Genomic DNA, 26,740 nt, shown 5'->3' on the forward strand with positions numbered 1-26,740 from the left:
GGGCACGACCGAAGGGCCGCCCTCGGAGAGGGCGGCCCTTCGGCTTTGCGCACCGGTGCCGCGGCGCTGTCGCGGCGGTGCCGCCTCAGACGGTGACCGGGTCCTCGTCCTCCGCGGCGGCGGACGGGGAGGGGACCACCGTCAGGCGGGCCCGGCGCTTCGCGCGGCGGCGCTCCTTGCGGAGTTCCAGCATCGCGTAGAGGGTCGGCACCAGGAGCAGCGTCAGCAGCGTGGAGCTGATCAGGCCGCCGATGACGACCACGGCCAGCGGCTGCGAGATGAAACCGCCGGCGCCGGTGACGCCGAGCGCCATCGGCAGCAGCGCGAAGACCGTCGCCAGTGCCGTCATCAGGATGGGGCGCAGCCGGTGGCGGCCGCCCTCGACGACGGCCTCGATCACGCCGAAGCCCTGGGCCCGGTACTGGTTGACCAGGTCGATCAGAACGATCGCGTTGGTCACGACGATGCCGATGAGCATCAGCATGCCGATCATCGCCGGGACGCCCATGGGGGTGCCGGTGACGAGGAGCAGGCCGAGCGCTCCGGTGGCCGCGAACGGGATGGAGACCAGCAGGATCAGCGGCTGGACGAGCGAGCGGAACGTCGCGACCAGCAGCATGAAGACGATCGCGATGGCCGCGAGCATGGCCAGGCCCAGCGAGCCGAAGGCCTCGCTCTGGTCCTGTCCGACGCCGCCGATCGTGGCGGTGGCGCCCGCGGGCAGGTCCAGGGCCTTGATCCTGGACGCCAGGGTGGCGCTGACGGCGCCGGTGTTGTCGCCGACCGGCTTCGCGGTGATGGTGGCCGCGCGGGCGCCGTCGATCCGGGTCATCGCGACCGGACCGGGCACCTCCTTGACCTCGGCGATGTCGCCGAGCCTGACCGGGCCGACGGGCAGCGCCTGCAGCTGGGCCAGGGTGGTGGCCGGCTGGGCGGACCTGATGACGATGTCCCGCTCGGTGTCGTCCAGTACGGCCTTGCCCGCCGGGTTGCCCCGTACGGCCTGGGTGACGATGCCGCCGAGGGCGGCCTGGCTGATGCCGAGTTCGGCCGCCCGGGGGGTGGCGGTGACGGAGATCCGGGGAACGGACTGGGACAGGTCGCTCTGGACGTCGGTGACGTCCTCGAGGGCGGCCACCTCGGTGCGGACCTGCTCGGCGGCCTGGGCGAGGACGTCCGCGTCGCCGGCCTTGACGACGACGCTGAGGTTCTGGCTGCCGAAGCCGCCGCCCGCCGAGATGCTGGTGTCGCCGATGCCGTCGAGGCCGTCCAGCGCGGTCTCGATGCGCTTCTTGACGGCTTCGGAGTCCTTCGAGTCCTTCAGGGTGACCTGGTAGGACGCCTGGTTGGAGCCGGTTCCGCCGCCGAAGGCGGCCATGAAGCCGGAGGAGCCGACGGTGACCTGGTGGTCCTTGACGCCCTCGGTCGCCGCCAGGGCCTTCTCCACCTTGCGGCTCGCCTCGTCGGCGGCCGCCAGCGAGGTGCCGGGGGCGAGTTCCTGCTTGACGGTCAGGACGTCTTGGTCGCCCTGGTCGAAGAAGTTCGTCTTGAGCAGCGGCGTCATGGCCATCGTCGCGACGAGCACCACGACGGCGACGGCCACCGTGGCGAGCCGGCGGCGGGTGACCAGGTGCAGGGTCCGCACGTAGAACCGCTGGAGCTTGCTGCGGGCCTCCTTCTCCTCGGCCTCGCGGCGCGCCGCCTCGACGCTCTGGGCGTCCGTGGCGCTCACGCCCCGCGGCGCGCGCTGGAACCAGTACGAGAGCACCGGCACGACGGTCAGGGAGACGATCAGCGAGGCCAGCAGGGACGCGGCGACGGTGATCGAGAACGGGCCGAAGAACTCGCCGACCATGCCGCCGACGAAGGCGATCGGCAGGAAGACGGCCACGGTGGTGAGCGTCGAGGAGGTGACCGCGCCGGCGACCTCCTTGACCGCGGTGATGATCGCGCTCTCGCGCTCCTCGCCGTAGCCGAGGTGGCGCTTGATGTTCTCCAGGACCACGATCGAGTCGTCGACGACCCGGCCGATGGCGATGGTGAGGGCGCCCAGGGTCAGCATGTTGAGCGAGAGGTCGCGGGTCCACAGCACGATCAGCGCGAGGACGACGGACAGCGGGATGGAGACCGCGGTGACCAGGGTCGAGCGCACCGAGCCGAGGAAGACCAGGATCACGATCACCGCGAAGACCAGGCCGAGCAGGCCCTCGGTGGTCAGGCCCGAGATGGACTTGGCGACGGCCGGGCCCTGGTCGCTGACCACGGTCAGCTCGGCGCCGGAGCCGAGGGTGGAGCGCAGTCCGGGCAGCTCGTCCTTGACGGCGTCCGAGATGGCCACCGCGCTGCCGTCCTTGTCCATGGTCAGGACGAGGGCGAGGCTGGGCTTGCCGTTGGTGCGGGTGAGGGAGACGGCCGTGGCGGGCTCCTGCTTCACGCTCGCCACGTCGCCGAGGCGGACGGCCGGCTTGCCGGGCCCGGCGGTGAGGCGCAGGTCCTCCAGCTGGGCGAGCGAGGTGTAGCCGGAACCGACGCGTACGGTGCGGTTCTTGCCGGCCTCGTCGAAGGATCCGGCGGGGACGGCGGCTCCGCCGGCCTGGAGGCCCTGGGCGAGGGTGGCGCCGTCGAGGCCGGCCGCGGCGAGCTTCGCGTTGTCCGGGGTGACGGTGACCTGGAGGTCCTGGACGCCGTTGACGCTGACCTGGCCGACGCCCGCGATGTCTTCGAGGACGGGGACGACGGACTTGTTCAGCTGGTCGGCGAGGGCCTGCTGGTCCTTGTCCGAGGTGACGGCGAGGACGACGGTCGGGATGTCGTCGGTGGAGCCGGCCACCACCTGGGGGTCGACCTCGGCGGGCATCCGGACGCGGGCCCGGTTGACGGCCTGCTGGACGTCGGCGACGAGCTGCTTGGTGCCGGTGTCGCCGTAGTCGAAGGTCGCCATGATGAGGGCGTTGCCCTCGCTGGCGGTGGAGGTGATGCCGGTGATCCCGTCGACGCCCTTGAGGGTCGCCTCGATCGGTTCGACGACCTGCTTCTCCACCACGTCGGGGGAGGCACCCTGGTACGGCGCGAGCACGGACACCATCGGCAGGTCGATGGAGGGCAGCAGCTGCTGCTTGAGCTGGGGAATGGCTATGGCGCCGAAGAGGAGCGCGACGAGCGACACGAGGCCGATCAGCGCCCTTTGGGCCAGGCTGAAGCGGGACAGCCGGAACATGGGTATGGGGGATCTCTCTGCAGGGACGGGCGTGCCGCCTGTGAGGTCATGTCGAGGTCATGCCGTCGGGCCGACGCGAGGGCTCCTCAGCCTCTCCCGCGCACGGGCACGGCAGCGTCGGCCCCAGGTCCCGTCCTTACCCCGGGCATACCGCGTCCGCAGTAGACGGGCCTACTCTGCCCTGGGCCTGACTAGTCCCGATTCGTAGGCGATGACCACCAATTGCGCCCGGTCGCGGGCGCCGAGCTTGGCCATGGCCCGGTTCACGTGCGTCTTGACGGTCAGTGGGCTGACCGCCAGCCGGCGGGCGATCTCGTCGTTCGACAGGCCCGCCGCGACGAGTACGAGGACCTCGCGCTCGCGTCCGGTCAGCGCGGCGAGCCGCTGCGCGTGCGCGGCGCCGGCGGCGGGGGGTTCACCGGCGCCGCCGCCCTGGGCGAGGAAGCTGGCGATGAGCCCTTTGGTGGCGGCCGGGGAGAGCAGCGCGTCCCCGGCGGCGGCGACCCGGATGGCGTTGAGGAGCTCCTCGGGTTCGGCGCCCTTGCCGAGGAAGCCCGAGGCGCCCGCGCGCAGGGCCGCGGCGACGTACTCGTCGACCTCGAAGGTCGTCAGCATCACCACGCGCACGTCGGCCAGTTCGGGGTCGGCGCTGATCAGCCGGGTGGCGGCGAGGCCGTCGGTGCCGGGCATCCGGATGTCCATGAGCACGACGTCGGGCCGGGCCCTGCGCGCCATGTCGAAGGCCTGCGCGCCGTCGGAGGCCTCCCCGACGACCCGCATGTCGGGCTCGGAGTCGACGAGCACCTTGAACGCGCTGCGCAGCAGCGCCTGGTCGTCGGCGAGGAGCACCCTGATGGGCGCCGGGTCCGGGCTCGGGGTCTCTTCCACGCCCCGACCCTACGTCGCGCCCCGCCCGGGGGTCTCACCCGAGGGCCAGGACCACCAGGACCACCGTCGCGGAGACCTCGGCCAGGGCGCCGAACACGTCGCCGGTGACCCCGTCGAAGCGGCGTACGCAGCGGCGGAGCAGGAACTCGGCCGCCCCCAGGGCCGCCAGGACCGCCGCCCCGTGCTGTGCGGCGGCCCCCGCGCCCAGGGGCAGTGCGGCGGCGGCCGCCAGCAGCACGGTGGCCGTGGCGATCGCGGCGGCCGCGCCGCGCGGGACCACTCCGGCGACGGCCGCGCCCAGGCCCCCGGGCCGGGCCGCCGGGACCCCGTCGCGGGAGGCCAGGGTCATGGCGAGGCGGGCGGTGACGGCGGCGAGCACGGTGGCGAGCGCGCCCCGGATCCAGCTGTCGGCGTACGCGTCGGCCAGGGCGGCCACCTGGATCAGGAGGACGAAGGCCAGCGCCACCACGCCGAAGGGGCCGATGTCGGACTGCTTCATGATGCGCAGCGCGGCGTCGGCCGGCTTGGCGCTGCCCAACGCGTCCGCGGTGTCGGCGAGGCCGTCGAGGTGCAGCGCGCGGGTCAGGGCCGCCGGCACGGCGACGGTGACGGCGGCGGCGAGCAGCGGTCCGCCGCCGAGCAGCAGGAGCAGGACGCCGGAGGCGGCCGCGAGGAGTCCCACGACGAGCCCCGCGAGCGGGGCGCAGGCCATGCCGGTGCGGGCGGCGGGGCGGTCCCAGCGGGTGATGCGGGCGGGCAGGACGGTGAGCGTGCCGAAGGCGAAGCGCACCCCGTCGGCCAGCGGGGCCCGGTCCGCGGGCGGCGCCGGCGGGGGCGCCGGGTGGGGGTCGTCGTACGAATCTGTCATCGCCGCGAACGCTACCCGCTCGCGCCGGACGGTAAGTTACCCATTACGGTCCAAAGCGGGAGCTGCCGAACAGAGAGTCTGCGGTATGGGTCACTGGTGGTACCGAAACATCGTCGAGCCGGGCAAGCTGCCGCTGCTCCTCGCGCTGCTCGCCTTCGTGTCGTCCTTCCTGATCACCCGCATGATCACCCGCATGATCCGGGCCGGGCGGGGACCCTTCAAGAACGTCACACCGGGCGGGATGCACATCCACCACGTCGTACCGGGGGTGATCCTCGTGATCATCGGCGGCTTCGGGGCGATCGGCAGCAGCGGGCACAGCTTCGGGGCGGGGCTGTCGGCCGTGGTCTTCGGGCTGGGCGCGGGGCTGGTCCTGGACGAGTTCGCGCTGATCCTGCACCTGGACGACGTCTACTGGAGCGAGCAGGGACGCAAGAGCGTGGAGATCGTGGTCCTGACGGCGGCGATCGTGGCACTGCTGCTGGGCGGGTTCCTGCCGTTCGGGGTCAACGACCTCACCTCCGACGAACGGCACAACCGCGGGCTGGTCGTCATCAACACGGCGACCAATTTCTTCCTCGCCCTGATCGCCCTGTGGAAGGGGAAGGCGCGCACCGCGTTCTTCGGCATGGTCATCCCCTTCGTCGCGCTGATCGGCTCGGTCCGGCTGGCCCGGCCCGGTTCCCCGTACGCGAAGAAGTTCTACGCGAACCGCCCGAAGGCCCGCGCCAAGGCCGGACTGCGTGCCTTCCACCACGACCGCCGGTGGGCTTCGCGCCGCCGCAGGTTCGAGAACTTCATCGGCGGGACCCCGGATCCGGAGCGGGTGCCCGACAAGAAGAGCCACCGCCCCTGAGGGGGGTGGCTCTTACGTCGTCCTCGGCGGCCCGGGATCCGCACGCGCGGTCCCGGGTCCCGCGGTCCCGTCCCGCGGTCCCGGGTCCCGTCCCCCGTCAGCCCGGGATGAGCCCGCCGTCGCCGAGCAGCTCCTTGACCTCGTCCAGGGTCGCGTCCGGCCCGGGCAGGATCAGCTCCGACGGTTCCAGCGCCTCGTCCGGCAGCGGGTCACCGAGCCGGCGCACCGTGTCGAGCAGTGCCACCAGCGTGCGCCGGAAGGCCGCCTCGTCGCCGGACTCCATCTCCGCGAGCAGTGCGTCGTCCATCGTGTTGAGCTCGGTGAAGTGGCTGTCCGCCAGCCTCACCTGACCTTCCCCCATGATGCGGACGATCATGACGGTCCCGCCCTACTGCTTGTCGAACCGGTGCTGGGTCTGCGACGGCTGGCCCGCGCCCGGGGCGCCGCCCTCGATGGCCTGCTGCTGCGCGGACGGGCCGCCCGCCAGCTCGGCCTTCATCCGCTGGAGTTCCAGCTCCACGTCCGTCCCGCCGGAGAGGCGGTCCAGCTCGGCCTGGATGTCGTCCTTGGAGCCGAGACCGCTCTGGTCGTCGAGGGCGCCGGAGGCGAGCAGTTCGTCGATCGCGCCGGCGCGGGCCTGCAGCTGCGCCGTCTTGTCCTCGGCCCGCTGGATGGCGAGGCCGACGTCGCTCATCTCCTCGGAGATGCCGGAGAAGGACTCGGCGATGCGCGTCTGCGCCTGGGCGGCCGTGTACGTGGCCTTGATGGTCTCCTTCTTGGTGCGGAAGGCGTCCACCTTGGCCTGCAGCCGCTGCGCGGCGAGGGTCAGCTTCTCCTCCTCGCCCTGCAAGGTCTGGTGCTGCACCTCCAGGTCGCTGACCTGCTGCTGCAGCGAGGCACGACGGGACAGCGCCTCGCGCGCCAGGTCCTCGCGGCCGAGGGCGAGCGCCTTGCGCCCCTGGTCCTCCAGCTTGCTGGACTGGCCCTGGAGCTGGTTCAGCTGCAGTTCCAGGCGCTTGCGGGAGGTCGCCACGTCGGCGACGCCGCGGCGCACCTTCTGAAGCAGCTCGAGCTGCTTCTGGTACGAGTAGTCGAGGGTCTCGCGCGGGTCCTCGGCCCGGTCAAGGGCCTTGTTCGCCTTCGCGCGGAAGATCATCCCCATACGCTTCATGACACCGCTCATGGGCTTCGCGCGCCCCCTTCTAGACGGACTGTGCTCCAGGTCACCAACAGAACCCACAGTACGGGCCCTGCATCCATTACCGCACTGTTCGAGTGCGGATGCGCTCCTCCTCCAGGACGACTGCCGCGCCGCCGTGTCAGGCGTGAGGAGTAGGTGCTCCCCTCAGGGAGACGCCTGCCGTTGCCGGATCGTTCCCGACCGGGGTGGGGCCCGTGCCGACAACCACGTACCCTTGGGTTTTGTGTTTGGTAGCCGCTCCTCCAAGGAAGAGAAGGCCGCCGCCACCGACAAGGTGAGCGCCGACCTCTCGCAGCCCCGTAACCCGCAGGCCCCGAAGGGCCGCCCTACGCCGAAGCGTGCTGTGGCCCAGTCGCAGCGCAAGGCCGTGGTGGCCTCGACCGGCAATCGCAAGGAGGATGCCAAGCGAGCCCGTGAGCGCCGCCGGGTCGAGATGACCAAGCAGCGCGAGGCCCTCGCCAGTGGTGACGAGCGTTACCTGCCCACCCGCGACAAGGGCCCCGTCCGCCGCTTCGTGCGCGACTTCGTGGACTCCCGCTTCTCCGTCGCCGAGATGTTCCTGCCGCTGGCCGTGATCATCCTGGTGCTGAGCATGGTCCGGGTTCCGTCGATCCAGAACATCGCGCTGCTGCTGTGGCTCGGTGTGATCGCGCTGATCATCGTCGACTCCGTCGGCATGTTCTTCCGTCTGCGCAAGGCCCTGAACCTGCGCTTCCCCGACGAGCCCAAGCGCGGCGCCGTCGCGTACGGCCTCATGCGCACGCTCCAGATGCGCCGGCTCCGCCTGCCCAAGCCGCAGGTCAAGCGCGGGGAACGGCCCTGAGCGGATTCTCGGACGGAGCCCGGCTCTGGCTCGAGGGCCTCGGCGGGCTCCGTAACGCCGTCCGACAGGAGCTCGTCGGCCGGCAGGTCGACGAGCAGATAGCGCACCGCTTCCCCGTGGGGCAGCGGCTGCGCGTCCTCGACGTGGGCATGGGCCAGGGCACCCAGGCGCTGCGCCTGGCACGCGCCGGGCACGTCGTGACCGGGCTGGAGCAGGACGCCGGCATGCTGGCCGTCGCCCAGGAGGCGCTGGCGGCCGAGCCTCCCGGCATCCGCGACCGCGTCCGCCTGATGGAGGGCGACGGCCGGGAGACCGGCGCGCACTTCCTGCCGGGCAGCTTCGACGTCGTGCTCTGCCACGGCGTGCTCATGTACGTGCCCGAACCGGACGCCATGCTCGCCGGGCTCGCCCGCATGCTGGCCCCGGGCGGACTGCTGTCCCTGCTGGTGCGCAACGGGGACGCGCTCGCCATGCGGCCCGGTCTCGGCGGCGACTGGGCGGCCGCGCTGAGCGCCTTCGACACCACCGACTACACGAACCGGCTGGGCCTGGACGTGCGCGCGGACCGGATGGCCGCGCTGACCGCCACCCTGTCCGGGATCGGCGCCCCCCTGCAGACCTGGTACGGCGTGCGCGTCTTCACCGACGGCACCGAGGCCGGGGAGGAGCTCCCCGCCGACGAAGAACTGGAGCGGCTGCTCGCCGCCGAGGACCGGGCCGGCCGGACCGACCCGTACCGCGGGGTCGCCGCGCTGCTGCACCTGTGCGGCGTACGGGGCTGAGCCCCCGCCCCCGCCCGGAACACCGGAGCCCGGGTCCGCCGCGCGGACCCGGGCTCCGTCGTACCCCGCGGGCTCAGAGCTCGGCGGCCTCGCGCAGGCTCATCGTGTACAGCTCGGTGCCGCTGTCGTCGGACAGCTTCACGCGCTCGGTGCCGCCCTCCAGCAGGTCCTTCCAGTACTCGCCGACCCACGACTCGGCGTCCCCCTGCGTGGTGAACTCCTCCGGAACCACCGACGGGCTCGCCTCACTGCCGTCCGCCGCCTCGAACCGCCACGTCCACGCCATGTCCGCCTCCGTTGCTCGTCCGCTGTTCGCTGATCGCACGCTTCTCGCCTTGAGTGTGCCCAGAGAGTAACCGGGCGCGCACCACTCTCGGCGACGCGGGAGGATCATCCTGTGGAACTCACTCTGCTCGGCACCGGCACACCCGAAGGACTGCCCCGCCCCGGCTGTCCCTGCGCCGCCTGCGCGCTCTCCGTCGGACCCCGGGCGCGGGCCGCCACGTCCGTGCTCGTGGACGGGGCGCTGCTGCTCGACCTCACGCCCGGAGCCGTGCTCGCGGGTGCCCGCGCGGGACATTCGCTGGCCGGCGTACGGCAGGTCCTGCTGACCCACCCGCACGACGGTCCGGCCGTGGAGCTGCCGCCGGGACTGCCGGCGGCGGGGCGGGTGCCGGACGGCCGGGAGCTCGCGGTGATCTCCGGCCACCGGGTGCGGGCGGCGGCGATCGACGGCCCTGGCACCGGGTACGAGGTGACGGGCCCGGACGGCGCCCGGCTGCTGTACCTGCCGCCCGGCGGGGCGCCGGGCGGCATCGACGGGACGACCGCGCGCCCGTACGACGTGGTCCTCGCCGACGTGCTCGGCCGGCCGGAGGCGGTCGCGCGGCTGCGGGCGACCGGCGGCGTGGGGCCCGCGACGGACGTGATCGCGGTGCACCTGGACCACGACACCCCGCCGGGCGCGGAACTGGAACGCAGGTGCGCGGCCGCGGGCGCGCGGGTGGTGCCGGACGGGACGACGGTGGTGGCGGGTGAGTACCGTGCGCTGCCTCGGGTACCGCGCCGCACGCTGGTCCTGGGCGGGGCCCGGTCGGGGAAGTCCCACGAGGCGGAGCGCAGGCTGGCGGCCTCCCCGGACATCGTCTACGTCGCCACGGGCGGTACGCGGGAGGGTGACGCGGAGTGGGCGGCGCGGGTCGGGCTGCACCGGGAGCGGCGGCCGTCGTCCTGGCGGACGCTGGAGACCTGCGAGCTCGCTCCGCTGCTGGCCCGGGAGGGACCGCCGCTGCTGATCGACTGCCTGGCGCTGTGGCTGACGGACGCGATGGACCGGGCGGGCGCCTGGGACGACGCCCGCTGGGCGGGCGGCGGGCGCGAGGAGCTGGCCGAGCGGGTCGCCGAACTGGTCGCGGCGGTCCGCGCGACCCGTCGCCCGGTGGTGCTGGTCAGCAACGAGGTCGGCTCCGGGGTGGTCCCCGCGACCGCTTCGGGACGGCGGTTCCGCGACGAACTGGGGCGGCTGAACACGGGGATCGCGGGCGAGTGCGAGCAGGTGCTCCTGGTGGTGGCGGGCCAGGTCTGCGTCCTCAAGCAGTAGCACCCGGGGACCCCTGCGGGGCCTGGCGCACAAGGTCTCCGCTGTACTCTCTGGCAGATGACCACGCTGAATCTCGACGACTTCTCCGATCTGATCGAGCGCCCCGACGGGGGCGTGCGGCGTGATGCCGAGGAACGCCGTGAACGGCTGGCCGTGCCGGTCGGCGCGCTGGGCCGGCTCGACGAGCTCGCCGAGTGGCTCGCCGCCGCCCAGGGGCAGGTTCCGGTCAGGCCGATCGGACGGCCGCGCGTCGTCCTGTTCGCCGCCGACCACGGGATCGCCGCCGAGGGCGTCTCCGTACGGGCCGCCGGCAGCGCCCACGAGCTGGTGCGGGCCGTGCTCGACGGGGCGAGCCCCGTGTCCGTCCTGGCCGGGCGGCTCGGCGCCTCCGTACGCGTCGTCGACGCCGGCCTGGACTGCGATCTCGACCTGCTGCCGCAGGAGATCACCCGGCACCGCGTCCGCCGGGGAAGCGGGCGGATCGACGTGGAGGACGCGCTGACGGCCGAGGAGGCGGTGGCCGCGCTGCGGCTCGGCATCCGGATCGCCGACGAGGAAGCCGACTCCGGCACCGACCTGGTCGTGCTCGGGGACCTGAGCGTGGGCGGGACCACCGTCGCCGCGACCCTCGTGGCCGCCCTGTGCGGCACCGACGCCTCCGTGGTCACCGGCCGCGGCGGCGTCCCCATCGACGACCTGACCTGGATGCGCAAGTGCGCGGCGATCCGCGACGCGCTGCGACGCGCCCGGCCCGTCCTCGGGGATCAGGTCGCGCTGCTGGCGGCCGTCGGCGGCGCGGACGTCGCCGCGATGACCGGTTTCCTGCTCCAGTGCGCGGTACGCCGGACCCCCGTCATCCTCGACGGGGTCGTCTCCGCGGCCTGCGGGCTGGTGGCCCAGCGGGCCGCGTTCCGCGCCCCGGACTGGTGGCTGGCCGGCCAGACCAGCGGCGAACCGGGCCAGGCCAAGGCACTGGACCGGATGGCACTCAACCCGGTGCTCGACCACGGCGTCACTGTGGGAGAAGGAACCGGGGCATTGCTGGCTCTTCCCCTCGTCCAGGCGGCCGCCGCACTCGCGGCGGAGCTCCCGGAGCGGGCGGTCGAGCCGAAGGAGTGAGCACCGGGGCCCGCGGTCCTGACCAGGCTGCCGCGGTCCCCGGACCGCTGAGCACGGACCGCAGGGCCCCATATCATCGCTTTTTATGGGAGAGGTCCGTTTGACCAGCGCATCGACCGAGCGGAAGACCGACCGAGGAACCGGTGGGGATCCGAACGGCAACGGCAAACCGGGGGGCGGCCGGGAGACCGGCCAGGACGGCGGCAAGGGCAACGGCACGGAGGGCGGCAGGGGAAGCGCCCGTTCGCGGCGCAGCGCCGCGTTCGTGGTGTGGTACCTGCGCGTCGTGACCTTCGTCAATTTCCTCAGCGCGGTGTCGTTCTCGCTCGGGCAGGACCTGCGCCGGCACAGCACCGCCGATTTCTACACCCCGTACCTGCTCACGGCGGGCTTCGCCTCCGCGGCCTTCTCGCTGCTGCTCACCGCGACCATGGGCCGCCGCAAACGGGCCGCGTGGATCCTCAACCTGGTCCTGAGCGGACTGCTGTTGCTGGCGTTCCTCATGGCCGCGATCGCGTCCTTCACCCCGTGCTCGGGCAGCGGGTACGAGTTCTGCTACCCGGAGTTCCGCGGCCACGCCCAGAACTGGGTGGCGTTCTCGCTCACCGCGCTCTTCGTCGGCGCCCTGCTGCTGGGGCGCCGGGAGTTCTACGCGAAGGGCGACCGCTCCAACCCGCTGCTGGCCAGCCTCGTCGCCTCCGTCGGCCTGCTGGTGACCTCGCTCGTCGCCGCCCTGCTGGTCGGCGCGACCAACACCGACACGGACGCCGCCGACGCCACGTTCCTCTCCCGCTGGCGCTACGGCGTGATGCGGCTGGTCACCCTGTCCCCGGACGACCGGACCTACAACTCGATCACCACCCCCGGCTGGGTCGACGTGGCCATCAACGTCATGTCGACGCTGCTGCTGCTCGCCGTCCTGTTCGCGGCGTTCCGCTCGCGCCGTGCCGTGGACCCGATCGGCGAGGACGACGAGGAGAGGCTGCGCGTCCTGCTCGCCAAGCACGGCGACCGCGACTCCCTCGGCTACTTCGCGCTGCGCCGCGAGAAGTCCGTGATCTGGTCCCCCACCGGCAAGGCCGCCGTCACCTACCGCGTCGTCGGCGGCGTCTCGCTGGCCTCGGGCGATCCCATCGGCGACCCCGAGGCCTGGCCGGGGGCCATCGAGCCGTGGCTGGCCGAGGCCCGCGAGCACGGCTGGGTGCCTGCGGTGATGGGCGCGAGCGAGGAAGCCGGGCAGATCTACGCCCGCCACGGGCTGGACGCGCTGGAACTCGGCGACGAGGCCATCGTCGAGACCGACGAATTCACCCTGGACGGCCGGGCCATGCGGACCGTCCGGCAGGCGTACAACCGTGTCAAGCGGGCCGGGTACACGGTCCGCATCCGCCGGCACGCCGACATCCCGGCCGACGAGATGGACGTGCTCCTGCTGCGCGCCGACGACTGGCGCGACGGCGCGACCGAGCGGGGCTTCTCCATGGCACTGGGCCGGCTGGGCGATCCCGCCGACGGCCAGTGCGTGATGCTGGAGTGCTTCGACGGCGACGGCGCCCTGCGGGCCGTGCTGTCCTTCGTGCCGTGGGGGCCCAAGGGCCTGTCGCTGGACCTGATGCGCCGTGACCGCGATTCCGAGAACGGTCTGATGGAGTTCATGGTCATCGAACTCCTGGAGCGCTCAAAGGAGATCGGGGTCACACAGGTCTCGCTGAACTTCGCGATGTTCAGGTCCGTCTTCGAGCGTGGGTCGAAGCTCGGCGCCGGTCCGGTGCTGCGGATGTGGCGCTCGCTGCTGAGCTTCTTCTCGCGCTGGTGGCAGATCGAGTCCCTCTACCGGGCCAACGCCAAATACCGGCCGATCTGGGAACCGCGGTTCATGCTCTTCGAGAAGAGTTCGGACCTGCTGCGGATCGGTGTCGCGGCGGGCCGGGCCGAGGGCTTCCTGGAAGCACCCGGGCTGCCGAAGTGGATGCACCGCAGACATCTGGAGAGCAAGCGTTGACGACTGCCTCACTGCGGCGGTTCGCCCGCCGCGAGTGGGGGCCCCTGTACCGGACGATCCGGGACGCGCTCGTCCGCGACACCTGGCGGGCGATCCCGATGACCATCGGCGCGGTCTGCCTGACCGCGGTCTTCCAGATCGTGCAGAACACCTCATGGGGCTTCCGGCCGGTCCAGAACCTCGGGTCGGTCAAGGCCGTCGACCCGCTCTGGCTGGCGCTGCTGCGCACCCCGCTGTCCTTGTTCGTGCCCGCGCTGGACCTGCCGGTGTGGGGGGCCCTGGCACAGATCCTGCTCGTCTTCGGGATCTCGGAGATCTGCATCGGCTGGTGGCGCACGCTGGCCATCGGCTACGTCGCCACCCTGGCCGGGACCACGTACGCGCGGATCGGGCTCTCGCTCGGCGGGGAGCACCCCTTCGGCCTGCCGGTGTCGGACCGGATCGTCAACGACACCGGGCCCTCGGCGGCGGTGGTCGGGCTCGCCGTCTACGTCTGCTGGCGCTACCGGGCGTACCTGACCGGCACCGTGGTCATCGTGGTGATGATCGGCGAGCTCCTGTTCAAGGACAACCTGGCGGGCAAGGAGCACCTGGCGGCCATCGCCTCGGTGATGGCGATCTGCCTCGTCCGCGCGAAGTGGGGGCCGGAGCGCTCCCGCACCCCCCTGGGCGTGCGGCCTCCGCCGCCCTCGCCCCCGCCCACACCGCCGCCCTCACCTCCTGCGTCGCCACCCCCGCCACCGGCGTCGCCGTCCTCCTCACCACCCCCTTCGCCACCGCTACCAGGACCGCCCCGGGGCTGAGGTCCCGCGCGGGGTCGTACCGTATCGGGGTGACGACACACCTCGGGCCGTTCGCCCCGACCCGGCAGTGGATGCGGGACCATCCGCTGGCCACCGACGCCGTAGTGGCGTTCGGGGCGCTCGTCGCCATGGTCGTCGGGTCCTTCGCCAACCCGCACGGGGTGCACGGTCCGACCTTCGGGACCCGTACCCCCGAGACGTTCTCGCTCGTCCTGATGGTGCTCGGCGCGGCCGCCCTGGTGCAGCGGCGCCGGCGGCCGCGCGTCGTGCTGGCCGTGGCCATCGGGCTCTCGCTGCTGGAGCTGACCACCGGCGAGCCCCGGGCGCCCGTCGCCATGTGCACGGTGATCGCCCTGTACACGCTGGCCTCCCGCACCGACCGGCCCACCACCTGGCGGGTCGGTCTCCTCACCATGGCCGGGCTCACGGGCGTGGCCATGCTGGCCGGCCCGCTGCCCTGGTACGCGCAGGAGAACATCGGGATCTTCGCCTGGACCGGCATGGCCGCGGCCGCCGGGGACGCGGTGCGCAGCCGGCGGGCCTTCGTCGACGCCATCCGGGAGCGGGCCGAGCGCGCCGAGCGGACCCGGGAGGAGGAGGCGCGGCGGCGGGTGGCCGAGGAGCGGCTGCGGATCGCCCGGGACCTCCACGACGTGGTGGCCCATCACATCGCCCTGGTCAACGTGCAGGCGGGAGTGGCCGCGCACGTCATGGACAAGCGCCCGGACCAGGCGAAGGAGGCCCTGGCCCACGTCCGTGACGCGAGCCGCTCCGCGCTGAACGAGCTGCGGGCGACGGTGGGCCTGCTGCGCCAGTCCGGCGATCCGGAGGCGCCGACCGAGCCCGCGCCGGGTCTGGCGGTCCTGGACGACCTCGTGGGCACCTTCCGCAACGCCGGGCTCCCGGTGAAGGTCATGCTGGAGCTGGGGCGGGACCGCGACCCGCTGCCCGCGGCCGTGGACCTGGCCGCGTACCGGGTGATCCAGGAGGCGCTGACCAACGTGCGCAAGCACGCGGGCTCGGGGGCCAGCGCCGAGGTCAGCGTGGTCCGGGTGGGCGGCTCCGTCGAGGTGACCGTGCTGGACGACGGCGGGGCCCCGGCCGGCGGCGCGCCGGATCCGGGCGGCGGCCACGGCCTGCTCGGCATGCGCGAACGCGCCGTCGCCCTGAACGGCTCCTGCTTCGCCGGGCCCCGTTTCGGGGGCGGCTACCGGGTCCACGCGATCCTCCCGGTGAGCTGACGGCCGGTCCGGTGACGGCCGGGGCCGGTCTCGTCCGGTCACAGCACTAGCGGCAGACCTGGCGCCAGACGCCGAGCTCGTACTTCTTCTGCAGCGAGCTGAGCTTCGCCTCGCGCGCCCGCGGGCACCACCGGCCGATCGGGATCTCGTACTCCACGTGGAAGACGGCCTTGCCCGCCTTCACGAAGGGGGCGACCTTCTCGCATTCGTCGTACTGCATGCACTGCTCGTTGACCGCGAAGTCGAACTCCCCCACCAGTTCCGGGACCTGGTCCAGGTCGTTCTTCAGCCCCACCGACAGGCCCCGGTCGTGCGCCAGCTTCGCGATCAGCCGGTTGTACTTCAGCTGGTCGTCGGCGGTGAGCGGGAAGCCGGACTCGTTCTGGTAGCCGTCCATGTTGTCGGGTTCCACCGCGTCGAAGCCCTTGTCCCGGCACATGTCGAACCGCTTGGCGATCAGCGGCTCCAGTTCCGCGAGCCGCCGGACGTCCAGCCAGCGCTCGCCCTCCCAGCCGTTGCCCTTGCCCCGCAGCTCCGGCGGGAAGGCCCCTGCGTCCGGCCGGAAGTCCTCCCAGGCGCCGGTGGAGAGGTAGCAGATGGTCCGCCGGCCTGCCCGCTTCAGCTCGGCGACCTGTTCCTTGGTGGTGGTGAACCCGTCGACGTCGTACACGGCCGCCTTCACGGAGGTGTCGAGCTTCCCGGTGAGCTGCCACTGCCAGCCGACGCCGGGAGCGGGCCGCCAGAGCTCCCCCGGCGCGGGGGCGGGCGAGAGGCCCTCCGGCTGCCCGTCGTCGTCCTCGCCCGGGACGGACGTGCAGGCCGCGAGCAGCAGGAGCGGTACGAGGAGCAGCAGACGGCGCCTCGGCGTACGGCTCTTCATCCGGCGGCCTCCAGGGCGTACGGCAGGGTCCCCCACGGGTGCGCGCCGGTCCCCGGGACCGCGCAGTGCACCCCGGCTCCGCGCTGGGTGGCCAGCCGCTCGGCGAGTTCGGCGGCCTGGGCGCCCGGCGGGACGGCGTACACGAGGTGGCAGAACAGCTGGGCGGGGTGGTCGGCGGTCCACGGCGGTACGGCGGCCGCGTCCCGGTACGCGTCCCACGGTCCCTCGAAGGTGACGAGCAGGTCGGCGAGTTCGGCGTAGCCGGGGTGCGGGTGCACTCCGTGGTTGAGGACGACGGTACGGGCCCCGGCGGCCCGGGAGGCGACGGCGAGCCGGCGGTAGTGCGGCAGGAACTCCGGACCGGCGGCCGCCTGGTCGAGGAAGACCCCGTCGGTGGCGTACCAGTCGCGGTGGCGCAGCAGGTCCTGGACGACGGCGGAGTGCGGGCGGCGCCCGTAGTCGGTGTCGGCGTACCCCAGGACGGGCACCCCGGCCTCGCGCAGCCGCTCCGCGACGCGGGCGAACCGTTCGTCGGGGGCCCGGCCCGGCCCGCTGTCGGGATTGAGCACCACCGAGTGCAGCCGGCCCGCGGAGCGGATGAGCAGCTCCCAGTCGTCGGGCCGGTCGGCGGGGTGCTCGTAGAGGGGCACCAGCAGCATGGGGTCCTTCTTCTCGTACGAACGCGCGTGCACGCGCGGTCAGCGGTGGGCCGTGGCGCGGCCGAGGAACAGGCAGACGAGCACGGCCAGCACGAGGGCCGCGGCCCCGGCGACGGCCAGTTGCACCGCGCGCGGCTGCCCGACCCCCAGGAGCAGGGCCAGGCTCTGCGCGACGGCGGCCGAGGCGCAGACCACCGCGGCGGGCCGCACCGCCCCGAAGGACTGCAGGAGCAGCCCGGTCCACATCACGGCGCCGAGCAGGAGCAGGGTGGCGACGCGGACCGTGGTGAGGCCGGGGGCGCCGGGCCAGAGCAGGGTTCCGGTGAGGCCGAGGGACAGCAGCACCGTGAGGTAAACGGCCAGGCAGCGGACCAGGGTGGTGCACATCCGGATCCAGAACTGCCGTGGTGAGCGCGCCGCGCGCAGTCCCGCGAGGCTGCCGCTGCGGAACCGGTGGAGCAGCCATTCGGCGGGGCCCATGCTGAGGGTGAGGGCCACCGCCGAGGGGGCCGCGACCGCTTCGGCGGGGCCGCCGGCGAGGACCTCGCCCAGGGCCGCGTAGAGCACGAGGAGCCCGGTGCCCAGGCCGAAGACGCCGTAGGGGACGGAGTCCCCGAGCCGGGGGCCGCGCGGCGCGTACTCCTCCTCGGCGCCGCGCAGCATCTGCCAGCGGACCGGGCCCCGCTCGCCCGGCCGGTGCTCGCCCCAGCCCTTGATCCGCAGCACGAGGGCGCGTACCCCGTCGGCCACGGGCAGTTCCCGGACGGCCAGCGCGCAGGCGGCCAGCAGGGAGAGCGTCAGCAGCAGGACCCGTACCGGGACGGTCAGTTCCACCAGGAAGGTGAGCACCGCCCCGGCGGCCATCGGCGCGAGCGCGGCGAACAGGACCCGCTCGCGCCCGAGGACGAGCAGGACGGTGGCGGCCCCGACGTACAGGGCCTGTCCTGCGGCGAAGGCGTACGAGAACGGCGGCCCGCCGGGGACCGACAGCGCGGCGGCGGTCCCCAGGAGGGCACCGGTGGGGGCGCCGAGGAGCAGGGTCCGCCCGGCGGCGGCCCGGTCGCCCAGGCCGAGCCAGGAGTAGGCGCGGTGGGACAGGGTCTGGTCCCAGACCCAGCCGATGAGCGCCCCGGCGAGCAGGGTCAGCGTCCCCGCGGGCAGTCCCAGCCGGTCCTTGGGGCCCTCCAGGAGGGGAGCGCCGAGCAGGTAGGCGAGGCCGGGCAGGGCGAAGATCAGCCCGCGCAGGAGGCAGGCGGTGAGGGAGACCTTCCACGGGTCGGGGACGCGGTCGGGCTCCGGGAAGGAGCGCGGGACCCGGGCGTAGAGCTCCTCGGCGAGGCCGAAGGAGTCGTCGCGGCCGTAGGTGAGCCGGATGTGTTCGTCGGTCATCCCGTCGGATTCGAGGATCGCGGCGATCTCGTCGGGGTGGACGGCCGCGGCGATGAACGCGTCGAGCCGTTCGGCGAGTTCGTCCATCGGGTCGGCGGCCGGGGCGGCGTCCCGGCGGGGCCGCGGGAGGGCGGGCAGGGTGTCCCCGCCGGGGGCCTTCAGCCACAGGGATCCGCTCACCACAGGCTCCCGTCGGCGGCCAGTTCCTTGTACCAGGGGTCGGCGAGGCGCTGGGTCCACTCGCCGCCCACGTGGACGGGCAGGACGGGCTGGCCCGCATGCTTCTGATGGGCGAGTTCGCGGTAGATGTGCCGGAAGCCGTCCACGGACTGGTGGAGGGTGAACTTCTCCACCACCCGCTCGCGGGACATCCGGCCCAGCTCGGCGCGGCGTGCGTCGTCGCGGAGCAGGGCGAGGGTGGCGCGGGCCATGGTCTCGGGCTCGCGCGGCGGGACGACGAGGCCGGTGTCGCCGACGGCCTCGCGGACCCCGCCGACGTCCGTGGAGACGGTGGTGCGGCCGCAGGACATGGCTTCGATGATGGAGAAGGGGAAGCCCTCGCTGATGGAGGAGAGCATCACGACGGAGCCGGCCGCGTAGGCCCGGGCGACGTCGCCGATGCGGCCCTCGTAGGTGATCCCGTCGCCGACCCCCAGTTCGGCGGCGAGCTTCTCGAGTGTGAGCTTGTAGTCCTGGCAGCCCTCCGGGACCGGGCCGAAGAGGCGCAGCCGCAGGGCGGGCAGTTCCTCGCGCATGAACGCGTAGGCCCGGATGAGGGTTTCCAGGTCCTTGATCGGGTCGATGCGGCCGCACCAGCTGAGGGTGGGCACCTCCGGTTCGGGACCGGCCTCGGGGAAGGCGAGGGTGTCGACGCCGTTGTAGACGGTGCGGATCCGCTCGGCGTCGGCGCCCCCGCGCTCCTCCCAGCGGCGGTTGTACTGGTTGCACGGGGTGATCAGGTCGGCCTGCCGGTAGCCCTCGGTGTTGAGCTCGCGGTAGAAGCCGAGCATGAGGGCCTTGACGGGCCAGCGTTGTTCGGCGCCGCTGCGGTAGCCGAGGTAGCGCTCGCGCAGGTAGATGCCGTGCTCGGTGAGGAGGAAGGGCACCTCGTCGAGGTATTTCGCGGCGAGGGCCGGGAGGGTGGCGAGACCGCTGCTGACGGAGTGGGCGACGCTGTCGGGCGGGATCCGCACGGACAGCGGGCGCAGCGCGTGTTCCAGCAGGTCGGTGGCGGTGAGCGCGTCGTGGATGGTCGGCTCGGCGTCGGCGGTGGGCAGGCCGGGGCGGGTCCAGACGGTCATCAGCAGGCGCAGCACCGATTCGGAGCGCAGGGCCGGGGCGAGCTTCCCGGCGCGGGCCAGCAGGGCCAGTTCGCGCAGGGCTTCGGAGAACCCGCGCGCCGGGTCCGGGGCCGGGTCGAGCAGCGAGAGCAGGAAGGTCTCGTAGGTCTCGGCGAAGCGGCGCTGGGCCTTGCCCCGCAGGCCGGAGCGGAGCTTGCGGGCCGGTGCGGGCCCCCAGAGCGGTACGGCGGTGTGGCGGTAGACGTTGCGCGGGAGTTCCCAGGTGACCGGCTCGCGTCCCGAGCCGGTCAGGGCTATGACGTTGAAGTCGACCTCCGGCATGCCGCGTACCAGTTGGTCGCACCAGGTGCTGACGCCCCCGTGGACGTGCGGGTAGGTGCCTTCGGTGAGCATGGTGACATGGCGCCCATGGCTCATGCGGTGTGTCCCCCCAAGGACGTGAAAGGGGCCGGCGCCCGTGGTTCGCGGAGCGCCGGCGCTAGGTGGTACGTGTGGCCGGCCCGGTCGCCCCGGGCGGACGGGACGGTGGAGCGTCGGTACGTGTCCGCCGTCGGTACGTGTCCGCCGTCAGGGCGTGTACGACGTCAGGGCATGTGCAGCGTGACGGCGCTCTGGAGCAGCTCGGGGGCCGTCCAGGTGGAGCGGGAGCCGGCGTAGGCGGTGCCGAAGTCGGCGGTGCCGAGCAGCAGTTGCTTCTTGGTGCCGGTGGGCGCGGTGAGCGGGGCCACGACTCCGGAGGGCGCCTTGACGGTGACGTCCTTGCCGATGCGGTAGGCGGTGACCTGGTTCGCGGCGATCGCGGCGTTCCAGGCCGTGCGGCGCTGGAGCTCGACGCCGGTGTCCTTCATGCTCTGGTTCACGATCGGCGCGCTGGGCGCGTAGAGCGTGCGGTAGGAGTCGAGCACCGAGTTGAGCACCGGGTAGAGGGTGCGGTCCTCGGCGAGGTTGCTCTGGTGGACGTAGTGCGGGCGCGGGTCGTTGTTCAGGACGTGCCGCATGGCGGTCCTGGCCTCGGCCGGGACGATGTAGTCGAGGTAGCCGGTGCCGACGTTCAGCGGGGCGGGCAGGCAGGTGGAGGTCCCGGGGTTGTCCTCGCAGACGCCGCTGCCGCCGTCGGCGCGGCTGGTGTAGATCCAGTTGTACTCGTCGGCCATCTCGGCGTTGGTGCCCGTGTTGTAGTAGACGTTCATCGGGTACCGGGGGACGGTCAGCGCGGCGCCGACCGCTCGCTGCGCGGGCTCGCGGGAGTTGTCGCTGCCCGCCCATTTCACGCCGTTGTCGGCGAGCGCGCCGGCCAGGTTGGGGTTGTCCTGGCCCTGCTGCGGAAGGGTCTTGAGGCCGGAGTGCTCACCGGTGACCAGCTCGGAGCGGTCGGTGGTGATGCCCTTGGAGGCGGCCCAGTTGTTGTTGTCCCGGATCTGCGCCGAGATCTCGGCGCGGCTCATCCAGTTGACGGCGCCCTGGGCGTTCTTCGTGCAGGTCCAGGGGTTGGCGGTGGTGTCCTGGACGCAGCCGAGGAAGGGGTGGGTGTAGGTGTGGTTCATCCACCGGTACTTCGCCTTGTCGGCGATCAGCTGGGCCGTGAGGGCGTCGGTGTTGCCGTGCTCCGCCTTCCACTCCTCGCCCGCGCCCGCGTTGAAGAGCAGGTCGAGCTTGAAGTTCTTCGACGTCTGCCACTGCGCCAGGTACTGGGCGTCCGCGGCCGTCATGCGGATGGTGGACTCCTGGCCCTCGCCTCCCGCGCAGGCGTAGTCGCCGGGCGTGCAGTCGAGCTCCTTGCTCCAGCGGGCGTCCGGGGCGAAGACGTCGTCCACGTGGACCGCGAAGTAGTTGCGTTCCTGACCGAGGTGGACGCCCTGGGTGACCCATTCGACGATGCCGCGCGCGAGCAGCCGGAACTGCTGCTGGTACTGGTTGTAGCCGAAGGTGACGACCAGTTCGCTGCGCCCGTCGTGCGCGTACTCGCCGACGAGCGAGGCGCGTCCGGAGCCGACCGGGGCGTCGAGGTAGCTGGTGTAGCCGGTCCTCGGCCTGGCCATGAACCCGTAGCTCTCGGGGATCAGCGGCGAGTTGTCCTCGAAGGCGACCTGCCCCCCGAGGTAGCCGAAGGGGCCCGTCCGGCCCGCGGCGGTGACAGCGGCCTGGGTGCCGTCGAGGGTGCCGCTGTAGCCGCCGTTGTCGGTGTACTCCAGGCCGACCCCCGGGTGCGCCCAGGTGTAGGCGTCGACCTGCCGGATCCCGTACGTCGTCTCGTAGGCGGTGAGCGCGGCCATCTCGGCCGAGCCCGCGCCGAACGGGTTCTCGTTGGGCAGCACCACGCCTTGGTACTTGGCGCGCGGCCGCCCGTCGACCGTGTCGGCGAGGAAGGCCGCGTTGACCACCGGGCGGCTTCCGCTGCCCAGGTCCACGCGGGTGTACGGGACTCCGGTGTCGCGGAGTTCCGCCGTGATCGCCTCGACCGAGCTGCCGCCGTCGTCGACGACGAGCACCCGCAGGTCGACGCGCGGAGTCACTGCCGCCTGGGCGGCCGCTCCGGGTACCGCGACGGATGCTATGGCAGCCGCGAAGCAAACGGCGGCGAGCCTGTTCATCCGGTTCTTCTTGACCATTTCGGCCTTTCCCCCCGCAGGCGTCCTCGACTTCGGCCCGTGGCGTGAGGCCAGGCCGGGGAGGCTCTGTGGAAATCATGCAAAGGAACCCCGCGTCCCCTTGCGAGAGTGGAGCGAGTCTCTCGGACCTCGTCAGGTCTAAGGGGCAAACCTGGAACAGAGGCCACAGATGGGTGAACCTGGCGGCCTCTTGATCGAACAACTTGCCAAACCTTCGAGTGACGTACGGATGAGTGCGTACGCGTAGGCTCATTTCCGGCGGACTTCGGGTCCTCATACGATCGCCACGGATGGCCGTCCACCCACTCGGCCCACACCTCCAAAACGGAAGCGAGACTTCACCACCGTGACTGCTCTGACTCTCAGCACTGCCGGACCGGCGACGCTGCGCGCCGACGTCCTCGTCGTCGGCGTAGCCAAGGGCCCCAAGGGTCCCGTCGTGGCCCCGGGCGCCGAGGCCGTGGACAAGGCGTACGACGGTAAGCTCGCCGCCGTGCTCGAAGCCCTCGGTGCCTCGGGCGCCGAAGGCGAGATCACCAAGCTGCCGGCCCCGGACGGCCTCAAGGTCCCGGTCGTGCTGGCCGTCGGACTGGGCTCCGTACCCGAGACGGACGAGTCGTACGACGAAGAGGTGCTGCGCCGCTCCGCCGGTGCGGCCGCCCGCGCGCTGCACGGCAGCAAGAAGGCCGGCTTCGTCCTTCCCCTCGACGACGCCTCCGCCGTCACGGCCGTGGCCGAGGGCGCGCTGCTGGGCGCGTACGCCTTCACCGCCTACCAGGGCGGCGAGAAGAAGGACGGTGACAAGAACGGCGGCCCGAAGCAGCCGCTGGCCGAGGTGACCCTGCTCGGCGCCAAGCCGCGCGACAAGGAGCACAAGGCCGCCGCCGAGCGCGCCACGGTCATCGCGACCGAGGTCAACATCGCCCGCGACCTGGTGAACACCCCGCCGAACGACCTGACCCCCGAGGCCTTCGCCGCGGTCGCCGCCGCGACCGCCAAGGAGAACGGCATCAAGGTCCAGGTCCTGGACGAGAAGGCGCTCGTCAAGGGCGGCTACGGCGGCATCATGGGCGTCGGCAAGGGCTCCGAGAACCCGCCGCGCCTGGTGAAGCTCTCCTACACCCACCCCAAGGCGGAGAAGACCCTCGCCTACGTCGGCAAGGGCATCACCTACGACTCCGGCGGCATCTCCCTGAAGCCGGCCGGCCACAACGAGACGATGAAGTGCGACATGGCCGGCGCCGCCGCCGTCTTCGCCTCCGTGGTCGCGGCCGCCAAGCTCGGCCTCCAGGTCAACGTCACCGGCTGGCTCGCGCTCGCCGAGAACATGCCGTCCGGTTCCGCCACCAAGCCCGGCGACGTGCTGCGCATGTACAGCGGCAAGACCGTCGAGGTCCTCAACACGGACGCCGAGGGCCGCCTGGTCCTCGGTGACGCGCTGACCAAGGCCTCCGAGGACAACCCGGACGCGATCGTCGACGTCGCGACCCTGACCGGCGCCATGGTGCTGGCCCTGGGCGACCGCACCTTCGGCGTCATGGCCAACGACGACGCCTTCCGCACCTCGATCCACGAGATCGCGGAAGAGGTCGGCGAGGCCTCCTGGCCGATGCCGCTCCCGCAGGACCTGCGCAAGTCGATGGACTCCCCCACCGCCGACATCGCCAACATGGGTGTCCGGATGGGCGGCGGCCTGGTGGCCGGCCTCTTCCTGCAGGAGTTCGTCGGCGAGGGCATCACCTGGGCCCACCTCGACATCGCCGGCCCGGCCTTCCACGAGGGCGCCCCGTACGGCTACACCCCCAAGGGCGGCACCGGCTCGGCCGTGCGCACCCTGGTGCGGCTGGCCGAGCGCACGGCCACGGGCGACCTGGGCTGACGCTCGCGTCCCGGACGACCCGGGCGGCTCGAGCCCGAGGCGGCTCGGACCCTAGGCAACCCGGGCAAACCTGGATGACGACGGGCCCCGGACCTGATCAGATTTTCCGATCGGGTCCGGGGCCTGTTCACTTTCGACGAAATCCGTACGTTTCTACGCCGCGGTAACCCACGGTTCGGGCAGAACCACCTGTCCCAGGGCAGGCCCGGCGTCCCGCGTTCCGCCGACAAATGCGAAGATGGGTTCTCGGCAGGACAGGGCCCCCACCACAGGGCCGAAGAAGCAAGCGGCCGTATACCAGCCGCCGCCCGGTCACAGAGGACCGGTGCTCGGCGCACATGCATGGAGGACGTGACGTGGCGAACGACGCCAGCACCGTTTTCGACCTAGTGATCCTCGGCGGCGGCAGTGGCGGTTACGCCGCGGCGCTGCGCGCATCCCAGCTGGGTCTGGACGTTGCCCTGATCGAGAAGAACAAGCTCGGCGGCACCTGCCTGCACAACGGCTGCATCCCCACGAAGGCTCTGCTGCACGCGGGCGAGGTCGCCGACTCGGCTCGTGAAGCCGCCCAATTCGGTGTCAAGACCTCTTTCGAGGGCATCGACATCGCGGGCGTCCACAAGTACAAGGACGAAGTCGTCGCGGGCCTGTACAAGGGTCTGCAGGGCCTGGTCGCCTCCCGCAAGGTGACCTACATCGAGGGTGAGGGCCGCCTCTCCTCGCCGACGTCCGTCGACGTGAACGGCGAGCGCATCCAGGGCCGCCACGTCCTGCTGGCGACCGGCTCCGTGCCGAAGTCGCTGCCCGGCCTGCAGATCGACGGCAACCGCATCCTCTCCTCGGACCACGCCCTGGTCCTGGACCGCGTGCCCGAGTCCGCGATCATCCTGGGCGGCGGCGTCATCGGCGTCGAGTTCGCCTCGGCGTGGAAGTCCTTCGGCTCCGAGGTCACCGTCATCGAGGGCCTCAAGCACCTCGTGCCGGTCGAGGACGAGAACAGCTCGAAGCTGCTGGAGCGCGCGTTCCGCAAGCGCGGCATCAAGTTCAACCTCGGCACCTTCTTCGACAAGGCCGAGTACACCGAGAACGGCGTACGGGTCACCCTCGCCGACGGCAAGACCTTCGAGGCCGAGGTGCTGCTGGTCGCCATCGGCCGCGGTCCGGTCTCGCAGGGTCTGGGCTACGAGGAGCAGGGCGTCGCGATGGACCGCGGCTACGTCCTGGTCGACGAGTACATGCAGACGAACGTGCCGACCGTCTCGGCCGTCGGCGACCTCGTCCCGACCCTCCAGCTCGCGCACGTCGGCTTCGCCGAGGGCATCCTGGTCGCAGAGCGTCTGGCCGGTCTCAAGACCGTCCCGATCGACTACGACGGTGTCCCGCGCGTCACGTACTGCCACCCCGAAGTCGCTTCCGTAGGCATCACCGAGGCCAAGGCCAAGGAGATCTACGGTGCGGACAAGGTCATCGCCGCGAAGTTCAACCTCGCGGGCAACGGCAAGAGCAAGATCCTGAAGACCGCGGGCGAGATCAAGCTCGTCCAGGTCAAGGATGGCGCCGTGGTCGGTATCCACATGGTGGGCGACCGTATGGGCGAGCAGGTCGGCGAAGCCCAGCTGATCTACAACTGGGAAGCCCTGCCGGCCGAGGTCGCGCAGCTCATCCACGCGCACCCGACGCAGAACGAGGCCCTCGGTGAGGCGCACCTCGCGCTGGCCGGCAAGCCGCTGCACAACCACGACTAATCGTCACGGGCGCGACGACCACTTCCGCACATTCGTTAGGAGCAACTGAAACCATGTCGGTTTCCGTAACCCTTCCGGCGCTCGGAGAGAGCGTTACTGAGGGCACTGTCACCCGCTGGCTGAAGGCCGAGGGCGAGCGCGTCGAGGCCGACGAGCCGCTGCTCGAGGTCTCGACCGACAAGGTGGACACCGAGATCCCGTCCCCCGTGGCCGGCATCCTGGCGTCCATCAAGGTCGCCGAGGACGAGACCGTCGAGGTCGGCGCCGAGCTGGCCGTCATCGACGACGGCTCGGGCGCGCCGGCCGAGGCTGCCGCTCCGGCCGCCGAGGCCCCCGCCGCTCCGGCTCCGGCTCCGGCCGCCGAGGCCCCCGCGGCCGCGGCTCCGGCTCCGGCCGCCGAGCCGGCCCCTGCCGCCGCCGCCCCGGCCGCGTCCGGCACCGATGTCGTGCTCCCCGCCCTGGGCGAGTCCGTCACCGAGGGCACCGTCACCCGCTGGCTGAAGCAGGTCGGCGAGTCCGTCGAGGCCGACGAGCCGCTGCTCGAGGTCTCGACCGACAAGGTCGACACCGAGATCCCCGCCCCGGTCGCCGGCGTCCTGCTGGAGATCCTGGTCGCCGAGGACGAGAACGCCGAGGTCGGCGCCCGTCTGGCCGTCATCGGCGCGGCCGGCGCGGCCCCCGCGGCCGCCCCCGCCGCCGCTGCTCCGGCTCCGGCCGCCGCTCCGGCCCCGGCTCCGGCTCCGGCTGCCGCCCCGGCTCCGGCCCCGGCTGCTCCGGTCGCCGCTGCTCCGGCTCCGGTCGCCGCTCCGGCTCCGGGGCACTTGCGTGGTTCCGGCCTACTGGGCGCGGCGGTCGTGCTGCTTGGGGATCTTCTTCCC

At 72.4% G+C, this 26,740-nt stretch carries 22 protein-coding genes; 11 read left to right on the forward strand and 11 right to left on the reverse strand.

Annotation, left to right across the window (positions count from 1 at the left end; all coding sequences use genetic code 11):
• Window positions 1-85 precede the first annotated feature (85 nt).
• The 3 genes from ABZY44_RS15995 to ABZY44_RS16005 form a co-directional block, all read right to left on the reverse strand.
• A complete protein-coding gene (locus tag ABZY44_RS15995) occupies window positions 86-3,217 on the reverse strand; it encodes an efflux RND transporter permease subunit (protein WP_356654043.1) in 3,132 nt (1,043 codons plus the stop codon).
• 171 nt (window positions 3,218-3,388) lie between these two features.
• Window positions 3,389-4,105 carry a response regulator transcription factor gene (locus ABZY44_RS16000; RefSeq protein ID WP_356654045.1) on the reverse strand — a complete coding sequence of 239 codons (717 nt, stop codon included), beginning with the start codon at window positions 4,103-4,105 and terminating at the stop codon, window positions 3,389-3,391.
• 34 nt (window positions 4,106-4,139) lie between these two features.
• On the reverse strand, window positions 4,140-4,973 hold the full coding sequence (locus tag ABZY44_RS16005; RefSeq protein WP_356654047.1) for an adenosylcobinamide-GDP ribazoletransferase: 834 nt from the start codon (window positions 4,971-4,973) through the stop codon (window positions 4,140-4,142).
• A gap of 85 nt (window positions 4,974-5,058) precedes the next feature.
• On the opposite strand from ABZY44_RS16005, the gene ABZY44_RS16010 reads away from it, so the two are divergent.
• The gene (locus tag ABZY44_RS16010; protein ID WP_356654049.1) at window positions 5,059-5,829 is read left to right on the forward strand and encodes a hypothetical protein; all 771 of its coding nucleotides are present in this window, start codon (window positions 5,059-5,061) and stop codon (window positions 5,827-5,829) included.
• A 97-nt stretch (window positions 5,830-5,926) separates the two neighbouring features.
• Here ABZY44_RS16010 and ABZY44_RS16015 read toward each other — a convergent pair whose 3' ends face one another.
• Both ABZY44_RS16015 and ABZY44_RS16020 read right to left on the reverse strand, forming a co-directional pair.
• Window positions 5,927-6,205 (reverse strand): hypothetical protein, encoded by a 279-nt coding sequence (locus ABZY44_RS16015; protein ID WP_356654051.1) that lies wholly within the window; start codon window positions 6,203-6,205, stop codon window positions 5,927-5,929.
• Window positions 6,206-6,217: 12 nt separating this feature from the next.
• Entirely contained in the window at window positions 6,218-7,012 is a 795-nt protein-coding gene (locus ABZY44_RS16020) for a PspA/IM30 family protein (protein WP_356654053.1), read from the reverse strand.
• 232 nt (window positions 7,013-7,244) lie between these two features.
• On the opposite strand from ABZY44_RS16020, the gene ABZY44_RS16025 reads away from it, so the two are divergent.
• Both ABZY44_RS16025 and ABZY44_RS16030 read left to right on the forward strand, forming a co-directional pair.
• A complete protein-coding gene (locus ABZY44_RS16025) occupies window positions 7,245-7,853 on the forward strand; it encodes a DUF3043 domain-containing protein (RefSeq protein WP_356654054.1) in 609 nt (202 codons plus the stop codon).
• A 98-nt stretch (window positions 7,854-7,951) separates the two neighbouring features.
• Window positions 7,952-8,635 carry a class I SAM-dependent methyltransferase gene (locus tag ABZY44_RS16030; RefSeq protein WP_356654096.1) on the forward strand — a complete coding sequence of 228 codons (684 nt, stop codon included), beginning with the start codon at window positions 7,952-7,954 and terminating at the stop codon, window positions 8,633-8,635.
• A 73-nt stretch (window positions 8,636-8,708) separates the two neighbouring features.
• On the opposite strand, the gene ABZY44_RS16035 is transcribed toward ABZY44_RS16030, so the two are convergent.
• Window positions 8,709-8,921 (reverse strand): hypothetical protein, encoded by a 213-nt coding sequence (locus ABZY44_RS16035; RefSeq protein ID WP_356654056.1) that lies wholly within the window; start codon window positions 8,919-8,921, stop codon window positions 8,709-8,711.
• 111 nt (window positions 8,922-9,032) lie between these two features.
• Here ABZY44_RS16035 and ABZY44_RS16040 point away from each other — a divergent pair, with 111 nt between their 5' ends.
• The 5 genes from ABZY44_RS16040 to ABZY44_RS16060 all read left to right on the forward strand — a co-directional run bounded on the left by ABZY44_RS16040 (window position 9,033) and on the right by ABZY44_RS16060 (window position 15,400).
• A complete protein-coding gene (locus tag ABZY44_RS16040; RefSeq protein WP_356654058.1) occupies window positions 9,033-10,235 on the forward strand; it encodes a bifunctional adenosylcobinamide kinase/adenosylcobinamide-phosphate guanylyltransferase in 1,203 nt (400 codons plus the stop codon).
• Window positions 10,236-10,292: 57 nt separating this feature from the next.
• Window positions 10,293-11,354: a nicotinate-nucleotide--dimethylbenzimidazole phosphoribosyltransferase gene (gene cobT / locus ABZY44_RS16045; RefSeq protein WP_356654060.1), complete on the forward strand. Its 1,062-nt coding sequence runs from the start codon at window positions 10,293-10,295 to the stop codon at window positions 11,352-11,354.
• A gap of 85 nt (window positions 11,355-11,439) precedes the next feature.
• Window positions 11,440-13,356: a phosphatidylglycerol lysyltransferase domain-containing protein gene (locus ABZY44_RS16050; RefSeq protein ID WP_356654062.1), complete on the forward strand. Its 1,917-nt coding sequence runs from the start codon at window positions 11,440-11,442 to the stop codon at window positions 13,354-13,356.
• A complete protein-coding gene (locus ABZY44_RS16055) occupies window positions 13,353-14,159 on the forward strand; it encodes a hypothetical protein (RefSeq protein WP_356654064.1) in 807 nt (268 codons plus the stop codon). The genes ABZY44_RS16050 and ABZY44_RS16055 overlap by 4 nt, the downstream gene beginning before the upstream one ends.
• Window positions 14,160-14,230: 71 nt before the next feature.
• On the forward strand, window positions 14,231-15,400 hold the full coding sequence (locus tag ABZY44_RS16060) for a histidine kinase (RefSeq protein WP_356654098.1): 1,170 nt from the start codon (window positions 14,231-14,233) through the stop codon (window positions 15,398-15,400).
• A gap of 46 nt (window positions 15,401-15,446) precedes the next feature.
• Here ABZY44_RS16060 and ABZY44_RS16065 read toward each other — a convergent pair whose 3' ends face one another.
• The 5 genes from ABZY44_RS16065 to ABZY44_RS16085 form a co-directional block, all read right to left on the reverse strand.
• Complete coding sequence (locus ABZY44_RS16065; protein WP_356654066.1) at window positions 15,447-16,280, reverse strand: endo alpha-1,4 polygalactosaminidase; 834 nt, start codon at window positions 16,278-16,280, stop codon at window positions 15,447-15,449.
• Window positions 16,277-16,939 (reverse strand): spherulation-specific family 4 protein, encoded by a 663-nt coding sequence (locus ABZY44_RS16070; RefSeq protein WP_356654068.1) that lies wholly within the window; start codon window positions 16,937-16,939, stop codon window positions 16,277-16,279. The genes ABZY44_RS16065 and ABZY44_RS16070 overlap by 4 nt, the downstream gene beginning before the upstream one ends.
• Before the next feature lie 39 nt (window positions 16,940-16,978).
• Window positions 16,979-18,508 carry a hypothetical protein gene (locus ABZY44_RS16075; RefSeq protein ID WP_356654070.1) on the reverse strand — a complete coding sequence of 510 codons (1,530 nt, stop codon included), beginning with the start codon at window positions 18,506-18,508 and terminating at the stop codon, window positions 16,979-16,981.
• Window positions 18,505-20,046, reverse strand: coding sequence for a GT4 family glycosyltransferase PelF (gene pelF, locus ABZY44_RS16080; protein WP_356654072.1), 1,542 nt, complete (start codon window positions 20,044-20,046; stop codon window positions 18,505-18,507). Before pelF ends, ABZY44_RS16075 begins: the two co-directional genes overlap by 4 nt.
• A gap of 167 nt (window positions 20,047-20,213) precedes the next feature.
• Window positions 20,214-22,238, reverse strand: coding sequence for a hypothetical protein (locus tag ABZY44_RS16085; protein ID WP_356654074.1), 2,025 nt, complete (start codon window positions 22,236-22,238; stop codon window positions 20,214-20,216).
• Between the two features lie 346 nt (window positions 22,239-22,584).
• On the opposite strand from ABZY44_RS16085, the gene ABZY44_RS16090 reads away from it, so the two are divergent.
• The 3 genes from ABZY44_RS16090 to ABZY44_RS16100 all read left to right on the forward strand — a co-directional run.
• The gene (locus tag ABZY44_RS16090) at window positions 22,585-24,117 is read left to right on the forward strand and encodes a leucyl aminopeptidase (protein WP_356654076.1); all 1,533 of its coding nucleotides are present in this window, start codon (window positions 22,585-22,587) and stop codon (window positions 24,115-24,117) included.
• Between the two features lie 356 nt (window positions 24,118-24,473).
• On the forward strand, window positions 24,474-25,862 hold the full coding sequence (gene lpdA, locus ABZY44_RS16095) for a dihydrolipoyl dehydrogenase (protein ID WP_356654078.1): 1,389 nt from the start codon (window positions 24,474-24,476) through the stop codon (window positions 25,860-25,862).
• A gap of 53 nt (window positions 25,863-25,915) precedes the next feature.
• A partial coding sequence (locus ABZY44_RS16100; protein ID WP_356654080.1) for a biotin/lipoyl-containing protein occupies window positions 25,916-26,740 on the forward strand: 825 nt, incomplete at its 3' end.

The sequence above is a fragment of the Streptomyces sp. NPDC006544 genome (assembly GCF_040611715.1).
Classification (GTDB): domain Bacteria; phylum Actinomycetota; class Actinomycetes; order Streptomycetales; family Streptomycetaceae; genus Streptomyces.